Origin of the sequence: Pseudomonas orientalis (genome assembly GCF_022807995.1) — a bacterium.
Taxonomy (GTDB): domain Bacteria; phylum Pseudomonadota; class Gammaproteobacteria; order Pseudomonadales; family Pseudomonadaceae; genus Aquipseudomonas; species Aquipseudomonas orientalis_B.
On record NZ_CP094351.1, the window covers coordinates 4,132,175 to 4,144,835 of the forward strand.

The 12,661-nt window shown below is 48.7% G+C and carries 9 protein-coding genes; 1 reads left to right on the forward strand and 8 read right to left on the reverse strand.

Features of this window, described 5'->3' with window-relative positions; all coding sequences use genetic code 11:
* The first annotated feature begins 38 nt into the window (after positions 1-38).
* On the forward strand, positions 39-458 hold the full coding sequence (locus tag MRY17_RS18305; RefSeq protein ID WP_243352639.1) for a hypothetical protein: 420 nt from the start codon (positions 39-41) through the stop codon (positions 456-458).
* A gap of 189 nt (positions 459-647) precedes the next feature.
* On the opposite strand, the gene qatC is transcribed toward MRY17_RS18305, so the two are convergent.
* From qatC to MRY17_RS18350, 8 genes are all read right to left on the reverse strand, one after another.
* The gene (gene qatC, locus MRY17_RS18310; RefSeq protein WP_243352640.1) at positions 648-1,958 is read right to left on the reverse strand and encodes a Qat anti-phage system QueC-like protein QatC; all 1,311 of its coding nucleotides are present in this window, start codon (positions 1,956-1,958) and stop codon (positions 648-650) included.
* Positions 1,955-2,710, reverse strand: a complete 756-nt coding sequence (locus tag MRY17_RS18315) for a hypothetical protein (protein ID WP_243352641.1) — start codon at positions 2,708-2,710, stop codon at positions 1,955-1,957. The genes qatC and MRY17_RS18315 overlap by 4 nt, the downstream gene beginning before the upstream one ends.
* Positions 2,710-4,512 carry a KAP family P-loop NTPase fold protein gene (locus tag MRY17_RS18320; RefSeq protein ID WP_243352642.1) on the reverse strand — a complete coding sequence of 601 codons (1,803 nt, stop codon included), beginning with the start codon at positions 4,510-4,512 and terminating at the stop codon, positions 2,710-2,712. Before MRY17_RS18320 ends, MRY17_RS18315 begins: the two co-directional genes overlap by 1 nt.
* A gap of 560 nt (positions 4,513-5,072) precedes the next feature.
* Positions 5,073-5,819, reverse strand: a complete 747-nt coding sequence (locus tag MRY17_RS18330; RefSeq protein ID WP_243352643.1) for a hypothetical protein — start codon at positions 5,817-5,819, stop codon at positions 5,073-5,075.
* A gap of 253 nt (positions 5,820-6,072) precedes the next feature.
* Positions 6,073-8,430: a restriction endonuclease gene (locus MRY17_RS18335; RefSeq protein ID WP_243352644.1), complete on the reverse strand. Its 2,358-nt coding sequence runs from the start codon at positions 8,428-8,430 to the stop codon at positions 6,073-6,075.
* Between the two features lie 114 nt (positions 8,431-8,544).
* Complete coding sequence (locus MRY17_RS18340; RefSeq protein ID WP_243352645.1) at positions 8,545-9,513, reverse strand: hypothetical protein; 969 nt, start codon at positions 9,511-9,513, stop codon at positions 8,545-8,547.
* 1,162 nt (positions 9,514-10,675) lie between these two features.
* On the reverse strand, positions 10,676-11,218 hold the full coding sequence (locus MRY17_RS18345; protein ID WP_243352646.1) for a hypothetical protein: 543 nt from the start codon (positions 11,216-11,218) through the stop codon (positions 10,676-10,678).
* A 59-nt stretch (positions 11,219-11,277) separates the two neighbouring features.
* A complete protein-coding gene (locus MRY17_RS18350; protein ID WP_243352647.1) occupies positions 11,278-12,120 on the reverse strand; it encodes a hypothetical protein in 843 nt (280 codons plus the stop codon).
* Positions 12,121-12,661: the final 541 nt, after the last annotated feature.

Genomic DNA, 12,661 nt, shown 5'->3' on the forward strand with positions numbered 1-12,661 from the left:
CACTTGCAAATTTCATATTCATACAAAGAGCGATCGATATGTATCACTACGAAGATACGCCCACGTTGCGCGATTACTACGCTGCCTTAGAGCGCATGATAAAATGCGAGACTCTCATTGTTAAACCAGGCACTCGTATATCGCGTAAAACAGTTGCTCTTGAAGCAAGCAGAAGCGAAAGCGCAATCAAACGAAACCGTGCGGTATTCGACAATCTGAACGCCGCAATCGATAGTGCAGCAAAACAACAAGCTGAGAAGCAGGCACCAGGCGCGAGAAAAGTATCTGAAGCTAACCAGCGCCTTCGTGCAGCCAAAGCCAAGTCTGTTGGCTACAAGGAACTTTATGAGCATGCACTTGCACGAGAGTTAATGTTGCTTCTGCACATTGATGAATTGGAACGATTACTCGGTAACCGAGCCAATGTCATCCCGTTCGATTTTGGTCGCAAGCGGTGAATTCCGCCTGCGCTTCAGTTTACTGATTAAAACCTTTGCTCAGGAAAATGCACGCAGCCTCGTAGGGCGGTGAAGCTGTAACCCGGCACCATAAATCACCTTATGCGTGAGTGCCTGTAGCTCGCCCGCTCATCCTGTTAGAAAAGTGATTGATCTTGATGAGCCTATAATAGAAAAACCTGTATGAAATTACACCAATCCCTGATTTTCCAAATACGCTTTCACTTCCTCCATTCCTCTGCTGGCCACTCCGGAAAGCTGGTCCCTTGCAATACGCTGAAGAGGCAGTGGTCCGGCTTTTGATATCCACTTCGCTACGTTTTCCACAGGCAGTCGACGGGCAGCTAAAATCATCGCCATCAAATCATCCCTCGCATTGGCGTCCCGAATGACTGCCGTGAGGTCCTTGCCTTTGGCATGATAATCGGTGTGATCAGGGATACCAGCAGCGTGAAATGACGACCGCCTTATTATGCAAGGAACACATTTCCCACATTGCTGATGAGACCTCTTCCACTTTCCGCACGACACAGTCTCCGATACGAGAAAGCGCAGACTTGCTTGATCCAGACACTCAACCATCATCTCGCCCTTGGTTTTCAACGAGTAAGGATTGTTGACCAGTACAGGCAGCCCTACTACATCGAGAATTTGCTGAAACAGTCCGAGAAAATGAGGGTGAGTCGTTCGAGTGCTCAGTGCGCCTATCCGTCGCGGCGTCATTGGCGGGTTTAGGGCAATAAGCCCATTTTCGGGGACGAATAACTCAACTGGTTTACCTGTCACTCGCAATTGAGCGAGTGTTGACCCAACCAACGCGCCATAGGCCAAAAAGTTGAAACTTCGGGTCCGCATTTGCACATCAGTTGGTTTGCCAAGAAGCGACAATGGATGTGCGACTGGAGCGAACCTGGAAACCTTCACCGGAAGGTGGTCACGTACGAATATTTGTTTTTCCGCATCCCCTCTGTAAGCGTGGCTGATCAACAATGGCCGACGGCCTCTGGCCAACAAGTCCAAAGCCCCTATCCCACTGTCCATCCCCCCCGAAAAAAGGCTCACACAGTCATGGCCTGCCATGACCGTGATATGACCACGGTTCTGCGGTTTGAGCTGTCTAGGCCCATCTGGCAGCAGCGTAACTCTCCAAATATCTCCGCTCAGGAAATGGAGGGCTTTTTCTAGCAACGGCACAGCAGGCTGCCAAAGAGTCGGATCTGCAATTGGGATCTTCAAACGTAGGTTACGAGCCCAGCCATCGTCAGCTGCGGCCTTGTCGACAAAGGTATCAGCTGCGGTGACCGCCATCGCGATAGTGAGCAAATCGAAACCAGCTCGATGGACTGGGGCTCCCAAACGTCGGACTGCTGCGCGTGCGGGGCCACCAATAGAGCAAGTACCATGTGCCGGGGGACGAGTTCCATACATCAATACCGGGATGATTCCATCGGAGGGCGCAGGAAGCAAATCTGCGTCATGATTGAAAATTAAATCAGTCATTCTTGGTACATCTCCCATTCGGTCCAAACTTCCCGTATGGCGGCTAGCTGAATGTTTTGAACCTGCGAATTGGAAAATGACTTTAGATTTCCCGATAGAAGAGGCCGCATATGTTTGTCCGTAACTGACTCGACGAGAGCGTAAAGATCCTTTTCTGCTTGCTCCACTTTGACCGGCGTATCTGCCTTTGCGAACGCATCGTTTGAATCCAAAACCACTTGGCCAAATACGCACTTAGTCACGTACACCACCATCATCTGAACCAACATTTCGTCCGATATGCTCTCGAAATCGAACTCGTTATAGCCATCGAGGCATTCTGCTAATGCATCATTCATCGCTACTCGAACTCGGTCCGAGTCACCATCGTCAGGAGTAAGCGCATCAACGATCATATCAATCGCTATGTCGGTGTCCTGACCATTCAGCAGCGCTAAATCAAGCCCAAGTGAGGACTGTCCTTCCCGGAGTGCGGCCATTGCACCGAACAGCGCGCCACCTGCTCCGGCCATTGAGCCGAAACGTGCAGATCCAGCGGCACTACCACCGGTTGCTCCTCCAGCATAGCTACCTATGGCGGCGCGCAGATACGAGCCGTCTCCGCTGGAGACGAACCTGCCTAGGTTGGTTCGGAAATCTTTGAACCTTTGTGGTGGCGCTTCCGGTATTGGTGGTTGCCCGTCAGTATCGACCCAACCAGGGACATAAGGGGAATTGCCACCAGGTCCTTTGCTCGACGTGGAGGTTCCCATCACTTCCGCTCCTGCGACCTGAACCAGCGCTTGTCTTTGACCCTTGCGCTCATCCAAGGCTTGAGCTTGTCAGGCATGATCGTGTGGATGAAGTCGGACAAAAGCGTACCTGCCTCCTGTGACTTGTCTGCAAGAAGCTGGGCGCCATCGAAGCCTGCGGCTTTACTGGACCAATCTGAATGGGCACGCATTGACTCAATCAGCTGGACCATGACTGCCACCTGTTCATTTGAAGGGATCGCTTGAAGGGCTGCCTTCGCCGAAGGAGAGGATGTGTTGGTAATTCGCTTTAGTACTGCGAAAGCTTCCGCAGCCTCTGACGACAAACCGGCACGAAGAATCCTCAAAGGAGTTGTCTCTCGGCTCAGGTAAACAATGGGCCTCAAGTCTTCGGTCGACAGCAAAGGTTCAAGACGAACCCAGTCTTTCAGCAGATTGTCCTTTGTTTTCCATACGTCAGGACACTCAGTTTCGAATCCGTCAGCATCTTCGACAAGGCCTTCTAGATTGGCAAGAATTTCAGGTTTCCCACCAGCGGCCCTATTGATCACTGAATAAAGATGAGCAACGGCTTTCTCATCCATACAGCGTTCAAATAGCGCGACCTTTGCGATGAGTGCCTCGTTCACTGGCATTTCACGGAGCTTCGCGACACGGACCCTCATGCGCACAACGTTCAGCATCCGTTTCACAATTCTGGGATTGCCAAGAACCGATCCTGAGTTGGCAAGCATGGGTGCCATTCGGTCGGCGATAGGAAAAGCTTCCTTGACCTCAATCGGTACATCAGCGCCCAGCAGGCCAAGCGCTTTCTCTGTAGTTAACGGCTCATCTTTCCAAGCCTTGCGTAAATTTTCTTCAAGACCAGCACGAAGGGCTTCTACATGTTTGGCAGCCACCTTGTTGCCAGCAGAGGCGAAAAGCATGAAAAGGTAGGCCCTAACCTCCTGCACACCTAGCATTGGCACACGCACAGGTACTTGAATGAGCTTGTCAAGGTAATCGGTTATGTGCCGATCACCTGGATCTTTAAAATGCTCGCTTACAGAATGCCGGACCATCTCTTCGTCAGCGGCGACCACGAATGCCGTATGGTTCATGAACAGGAAAAGTCGCAAAGCTTCTAGGGTATGAATAGTCTGTTTAGGTAGGCAACGGTCCAGGTTGTCAACGAAGACGACCAGCGTCTTATTCAGCCCAGTCAACACTTCGGAGAATTCAGAGCGGAAAGCCGCAATTTGCTTAGGAGGAGTCTGCTGCTTCTCATCAGCCAGCAACCCCTTGAGATGGTCTTTGGCTTTCGCGCCTTCATCCTTCAGAGTACCGATTGACTCGCCATCAAAATCACCAGAGAAAATCTTACCCAGTGCTTCCATCCCCTTGGCGCCCAACCCAAACGCAGGCATTCCCATCGCCAAAGCACTGCCCTCAACCAGAAGCCCCAACGCACGTATTTTGTTCACACGTGAAAAAAGCTTTTGGGCTTTGGGAAGAACGGTTTCTGAATCTCGGGCTGCTTCGATCAAAGTTGAAGCAATGACTTCCATCAGTGCTGCACGGGAATCGTCAAACCCTTGATAAAGCCAAGCATCGAAGCGAACCACTATAAAATCCGACCCGCTATCGGGTGGACTCAACTCGCCCTCAATCAGGTTTAAAAGCGTAGATTTTCCGGTTCCCCATGACCCGAAAACGCCTACGGTTACTGGCCGCATTGACGGGTCACGGATGACATTGACCACGAGGTCTGCGACTTCCGAATAGTTGAGAAAATCCTTGTTCGTATCGACATCAGCCCACATCTGAGCCTCCTTGCTTGTGATTGCTTCCTTGGCACGCGCTGACTATTGGAAGCAGCGCAGGCTCAACCGAGATGCAGAGCATCATTCTCCAAAAACTTCGCAGACGCCATTGTTTCGATACTACATGGGACGTCCACGATAATTTCGCCTTAAGCGCAATGCGAGATCTCATTATGCCCAGGACTGCTACCAGCCATGAAAAGCACGGGAAACACCAGGATTGACCAGATTGGCATACCTTGAGTAGCACCTGCCGCAGAGATTCCTAGAAGGCATACCTCCGTGACTGTATCTAAGCCCAGATCGCTCGATCATTTGAACCTTTTTCCACCCAGCTGGATTAGGCCTCAAACCAGCGGAGTCTGAATGCCGGCTGTCCTGTTCGGCGCGCGAAATCAGCCGCTCTGCGAGAACCGGACCCTGGTGAATCAACTTGGTGTATCCACCAGCCTTTTATCTTGGCGTGAGCAGATGCGCCGATATACCCGTATCAGCTGAAACGGCGTCGCTCATTTCAGCGAGTTCGAGTGTCAGATCGTCACCATTCCTTCACACGACTATTACAGTGATGGAAGCTGATGGGATGGGCTTTGACGATGGAGGCTTTGGATTGTTTGCTCCAAACCTGTAGCGTAACGATTGAATTCAGCCACCGCATATCTAAGAAATCGCTCATCGACGATGATGTTGTTGAAAGGGTTTACCTCCACTCCCTCAGTTCTCCCAATTGCTTTGACTAACCTTTTCTCAAATTCGGTCTTCTTCTCTTTTTTGCAGAAAATCTTATGATAATCAGTGGCTATCCCATCATTGTGAGTCATAATATTTCTAATCATTGTCAAATGATCAATATCATTTATGTCCTTGGCATCAAATCCTTTCTTTAGTATCGCGTGAGCTTTTTCAATCGGACCCTTGCATTTCAACTCGCCGCTGAAATTAGCGAGCCCTATCATCAAATCAAGGCAGCCACTTATGCGATGCTCAAACAAACCGAACATCGTGAGATAAGCCGACCGGCGAGTTAGGTCAGCTATCAATGATTTGTATTCGAGCTTGACTTCGTCATCGTCATAACCAACACACGACCCGCAAGAATAGTACGTGCGAGTTCGTGAATAGCTTTCGCCATTCTCATCATACGCTTCTTCTTCAAAGTGGCCTTCTTTCACCGCGTCAGATTCATCTGCTGCATCAACTGCAAGCTGCACATTCTTTTCGGCCTGTTCGGCAAGCATTGTCATAATTGAAATAGATGAAGTCAATTCGAAGAGCTTGACGCTAAACATAAAATCCAAGATTGCCATGGTGATTCCTCTTTTTTAAATTCGTAAAGCGCAGACGCTTTCGGACACGCGAAATCTGTTCTGGATCGGTTCAGAGCCAACTCTGAAAACGTTACGAATCAAATCTGAAAGCGTTGAAAGCGTGGCATGGGGCTTATTCCGACAATGTGCTTGCCTCAGCCCAGTGGTGTCTCGTGGATGCTTGATCTGCGCGCATTCCTGCTAAACATCGCGGTTCCATCGTGGCGCATATATCAGGCATCGCCCTTGAAGCTTACGACCGATCTCCCCCCAAACCTTCAACAACTAAAAAATTAGCCGCAGCAGCTTCTAAGGCTGCGCCTGGGGTCAATCTGCTAGTGGTCATGATCATTCCCCGGCTTAGGCTGGTCCCATCACGATCTGCCCTCCAAATTGCCCCTACTAGCTCTCTAATCACGTCTGGTCCAACAGGACGATGGAGAGACCAACATTTACACTGGACCACCCAGGACTGGCCATCCTGATCCATTGCGAATAGGTCGACACCTCCATCACCATCGCGGTTTGCGGACTGGTGAATGACCGTTTTTCCTTGCTCTTGTAGATACCTGGCACAGGCCTTCTCAAAATCGAACCAGGCCGGTCTGCTTCCAACCGGGGTAGTACTCATCTCCTCGAAGATCATCCGCGACGCAGATCGACTTCTGTAAACTTTCAGCCGCTCGGTCAGGCCACCAATACCACGCTCATGTGGCCGAACAAATGTGAATCCTTGAGGTAGCGATAGGCCGTAACGCTGAGCTAAAAATCGTTGCGTCGCCGAAGCATTATCGGCACGCCGGATGTGAGAGCTGACCTTATGCTTTGATCTAGCTTGTACCGCCATGCTGTCAACCGGGAGCCTGTCATTTCTCAAATGGCCGTATCGAACTCTTGGGAGATAGATGACGGTATGTGCCTTCCTCTGCTGTCCACGCGAGCGCGAGCGATGTGCTTTGGCACTAAATACGCTTTCGCGGTCCTCAACCACCAAGAAATCACGAACGATAGCCGCAGCAATGAGCTGCAAACTGACTTCTGCGTCGTCATTCCACTCAGTTTCATCACCGGAATGACGTATCAGTTGTAAGCCGCTTATACGTGGGGTGCCGTTACCCAAACCAATCGCAACCTGGAAATAACGATCATTGCCGTCGAGAAAGTGGCAGGAGAACTCACCTTCTTGTTCGAAAACTCTTAGGGCAACAAAGGGGCCGAATTGAATCTCAACCCTAGCGCCCCAAGGAATCGACCATTGGCGCGCCTCCTGAGCTTCATGAAGGAGCTGTAGTGCTCGTTCGTAGGCTTCCTCAACAGATCCCTCAACTCGAACCGACTCCAGCGCTTGGTTGACAATACTCAACGGTGCGGGCAAATCTGTAGGACCAAACCATTCTCCAGCATCCAACAGATCTACGAACTCCAATCCACTCTGCCAGAGAGTGTCTAGGTCCTCTCTCGGACATGACGTATCCAGTGGGATGGTCCGCAAACCTAATTCAGAATTACCGAGGTTTTTTAGCCACGGTCTTTTTGCTCCTAATTCGGTGATCCTAGGATCTAGTAACGCGGCTTCTAAGCTGTGCTGTAACGCTCCTGCGATAAGAAAGTCGCCAGTTTCACGCAGACGCTTCATGAAGCTTGCTGAAAACGCGAAAATATCAGCCGGGGTATTGAGCAGGGAAACAGCAGCCTCGTGCGCCAGTTTTGCATCGGTGTCAGTGCCTAAAACTCTTTCGAGCCAACACTTCAATGTGAAGTGTTGCTGGAGGAGTTCACCTATGGCGTCGTCGATGATCCCGCCGTAGCACCACTCGCCATGGGCATCAAAAATACAGTGCTCTTCGCCCGCCTCAGTGCGCTGCCGGATGGCGAGAATAAACCCTGCGGCACGCGCACGTTTATGATGGAAGTGTTTTGCCCAATCAGCAGTTTTCTTGTCACTTTCCTCTAGATCACTGGTCCAGGGGCCGTTACCTTGGAGCGTCGCCCACACATCACTAACTGTGTCAGCCCATAACGGAACCTCATTGTCCCAGTCACGATTTGTCCTCTCCATAGCATCGAATCGGACGCCCTGTCTCGAATAGGGTATTCCCGGAATAGGAAACGTCCATTGACGCTGTAGTGCCCGAGTAGAGGGAACGCGAGGCCCTTTTGGCTCACCCACGGAGAAAACTGCGTCAAACCAACCGCTGTAAGTACCGGTTGGATGCGCCATGCACACTCTGAATCGCCCGCTCGTTCGAAAGGCACACACTACAGCGTCTTCGGACGGAGCCATCCAGCGAACATGAGGGGTGGGCTCCTTCAAGCCCATAGCCGTAAGACTGAAAATGCATGAGGGAGATGTGTTCCATCTCCAGCCAAGCAGACCGATTCTACCAGCCTGTCGATAAAGGGTAGGACGCTTGATGTCACGTGTGACCAACACGATCCAAGGTATGCCATCCTCCGAAATGCCTGATGGCCCCAAATAAAGCTGTCCGATGGTTGCGTGAAGAAAAGGAGCAACTAATTCGACAAGCGATTTTCTTGGGATGGGCTGATAAGGTGTAGGGTTACCGAAAGCGACTGGCAATTCCTTCCTGATTTCTTCGTCATCGTCCATGCGTGTATTAGTCATCCAGAATACCGTTTCAACTGGCGCGGCTGACCTTCAGGTCAACACATGCACTCCTAAATCGCTACCGAGCTAGCGGTGCTGGGCTATGCAAACGCTCCATTACCAATCAGTGAAATCAAGAATATTCGCCTGCCTTATGAGATCAAAATGCTCTGTACGCAGGATCTGTTGCCAGAAGCGCTCGCGCGCCGCTTGGCTGCCAGCGCCTTCCCATTCAACAACCCTTATTGCAGCTGTTCTGGCATATGCCGCCAGCACCTCATTCAGGTGGGTATCTCCCCCTGAATATCCGAACACTATTATTTCCTCGACTTCGTGGCAGCAGTCGTGGAGATATTCCCAGTAGGTAGAAAGCACATCAGAAGCGTCAATAACTGATCGTTTGTGAGTCACGTGCGTCAGGACGATGTGGTTAGAAATTTCAGCTGAATTCATAGTGAGCATAGCCCGTGTCATCTTACGAGCTGCGCCCAATCGATCATCGTAGAAAAGTGGAGAGCCATGAAGATGCAAATAGTAACCGAAGTTGTTGCCATAACGGCGTACGAGGGTATCGGTGCCAAATCCCCCATCAGTCATACCATCAACTAGACAGCCTCTATAGCCGTTCATGAAGCCAGCATCAATAAGCGCACCGTAGAGCAGCCGATCATAATTCAATGTGGCGATATTTGACCTAGTGTCACGAACAAAATCAAAGAGTGGATCCAAGAAAGCATTAGGTAAAGGATCGTCATAGATGTGTAGATCTGACGCGACCCTATGAATGTATTTGGCTACAGCAGCGGGAAATTCTTGTCCTTCGTCTGAAAGCCAGTGAACTTCGTCGTCACCAGTTTTATTGAGCATATTGCATGCCGCGACAACAACATGAAGGGTGTCGAGCTGATCTTCCCCCTCAGGAGCATTGCGATCATCGCCGATACAGCGAGCTACCAGTGCTTTTTGATGGGCTGGAAGATGGTGAGGGTGATCCCATACATCGCCAAGCGCTCGACTTAACGAAAAGTGCTGGGCGTCCAATGCCATTCCCAGGCCGTTCCCAAAAATCAGCGTTTTCCTTGGCATGCTCCCTCCTTGACTTTGCGTTCATTGCTCGCCAGGAGCCTAGATCAAAAAGCGATCATTTGATAGGCCAGTATAAGCAGTGACGGGAAGGCGCGCTGATGGGTCCCGATGGAGCACGGTGGGCTGGAACAAGCCAATGAGCATATTCCGCATAGAGGCTCTGTATGACCCCAGACCGATATGAGATGCGACTAGCAATGAAGTCGGAATCTCTCGATCAGCTTCATGACCGGGTGCTGTACGCCAAAAGTGGACATTTTCGCTCTGCGGTATAGGTAATACTTGGTCAATGCTTGGATATAGGGGCACCTAGACTACATACCATAGGTAGGACGGGTATCGATTCCCATCCGACCAGAATCCCGCCCCTTTCAAAAGGCAGTGGACTATGTTTTGAAGTAGCACGGACGTTACCGGTTTGTGAAGAGTTACCTGGAGCGGTAATCCAATTCCCCATATCCCATCCAGCAAGATCGTGTACATAGACCGAGCTGGGAGTGGGATGCTGAGTTGTTCTGAATTTATTATCAGGCCCGTAAGAATAGATAAGCCGATTGTAGCCATTATGTATGGCTGGTGAAGGTGCGACGTTATGTAGCTTAGTGACTCCGCCATGGTGGGGGGCAATTACAGCGACTGGCGGAAAATATTGGAAAGACTTGGGAAAATGGCTATAAGCGCAGTCGCCCGTTAGGAGCCAGCTTGCAGAGAACTTTGAGTCGTTATTCTCAACTGCCAAAATTATGCCTGAGTTGTTTCGCGAAGTGCCAATTCCGAGTGCAAATTTCATCAGTTGTCCGCTAGGCAGTATAGACGACCCTACGGTATTTTCGGGCATGTCCAAGACCAATATTCTTCCCCCATGAGAAATTATTTCATGAGCAAAGCTTTTATGTACCGCATCCAACTGTTGTCGTGGAACTACCCAAGTTAAGGGTAAAGCCAGGGGTTTAATGCGCAATGCCCCAGCCCAATGATCCTGATCCCAGTGAGATAAAATTACTAAGGGATTGTTGCAAGTGCAAAATGCCAGAGCTGGCGGAGCGGTTGACACATGAGCGCCTATCCCGCACCCCAAATCGAAATATACGGCTGGGCATTTTTCGTTTACACTTGAAATTAACGCATTAGCATTACCTTGTCCCACATCGTAAATCGCCAATTAGTCAGCGCTATAGACGCGGCGCGCTAGCTCTTGCTCAAGCTGCAATGGGGAAATCATGTCAGAAGTTGCTAATGAAAACTCGTTATTAAGTTTATCTTGATGAGCACGATTGATTTTTGTGGTGACTAACGTTGCGTCGATAGGCGACTTAAATAGACTTGTATAAATCTTTGCATTTCCTGTACCAGTTCCCTGATCAAGTATATAGATGTTAAACCAATTGCTTTCGTAAAAAAGTTCAAGCGCCTCTAAATCATTGAAGCCTTCATTTTGAACGGTGGTTTCAATTTCGACTCTAAAGATGACAGAATCTTCATAGGGGTTTTTTTTGAAACTGCTGAGCGGTTCCATCAGTCGATAGTTCTGATTTCTCTGAATACCACAACTATGTAAATGTTGTTTTAAGATCGCATTATATGAAATAATTAACCGCCCATCTTGCTCATTCAAAAGTTCAATATCATCAACTCTCCCATAAGCCTCACCATCTTCAAAGTCTATAACCCTAAAATCGGCGTCCTTGTCAAAAAAATAATTCACAACCGGCATCCTTGTTCGTCAGCTTACAAATATGGGACAGGAATTAAACTTTTAAATATTCAAGACTGCAAGTCTGTAATTATTGAAATTGGTCCTTCATTAAACCCAACCAAGTCTCCGCCGTCTATAAATTTCTCTAGAAAATCAAATACTATATCGATAGGACTGGACCACATTCTCTTTAATTCTTGAACAAAGAAAGCAAATTCATCATCAGGGCATCTATACTTCATTTCTGGACCATACAAAAATAAAAATTTCAGACAGTTCAGCGTTTCCAGAAAGTCACTAATGAAGAAATGGGATTTTTCAAACATAAGATGAACTCTAGGAATGCCATTATGATTAGACTCCTCGAAGTATATGAGTTTTTGATTCCCCTCGACTACACCAATACCAAAAACGCAAAATTCTTGTTTTTTACCCCAAAAAGTTTCCGTTCTTAACTTATTGCCATAATTTCCTTCAACCTCACCAAAAATTGCAACAGAACCTCCGTTCAAAATATTGTCTAGCACCAAGCAAAGATCCGAATATCCAATTAGATTGGATAAAGCCCCTTTCATTTCTTTAAAAGGAAAAATTTCCGTAAAGCGATTCGATAATTTATAGCTAAGCTGCGAGTCATTTCCGGAAACGTAGAGGGAGAACTGATCTAGATCTTTATTAAAGCAGACTCCGTATAAGTCCTCCAGCCTCTCCACGAGTTCGGAAATAATATGACCGCCAATTTTCTGATTAAATAAGCTAGCGAAAAAATACTGTACACCCCAATTGCGAATGTAGTTTTCGACTTGATCAAAAAAGTTCGGAGGCAGATTCCCTCTCATCAAACTCAAAGACCAGAAAGGGTACTCTTTAAACCCTCTAGGTGAATGCATCATGTTTTTATGGTTATCCATGCATTTTAAGATGCTGTAGAAATGCGTGGCCCAGTAAGATCGCTGATCCGCTATTATAATTGGGCTTATCGGTGTCAGTACACTTTTTTTACCGCTTCTCATATAGCACCAGAATATTCCTTATTCTTTCCGATCATGTAGATCACCCAATGCAACGATATTATCGCCTCTAGATGACGTCTCAGACGTCTTAGTTCAATCTGGATCAGGTGATTTGCCCCTATGTGCCTTGTAATGGCCATATTTAACTTTTCTCTATTAATTACATAAAGCGTCCTGAATTGGGATTCTGGATGTTTGATCGGTTGTAGACTTAGATTGGCAGCTTAGCGGCGGCCTGGCAAGTGGCCATCATTAAACTGCTAGAATTAAGTAGTCCGGTCAGCCTCAAGCGTTTACTTACACGCCGTGTCGGAGACTGTCTGGCCTGCATCAACCTCCTATGAACGGCCGTTACGGGACGATTTCCGCCTGTCGGGAAGGTCTAAAACCGGCCAAAAGCAGTCGCTCAGATGTGTCCACAATAGGTATGCGATACCAG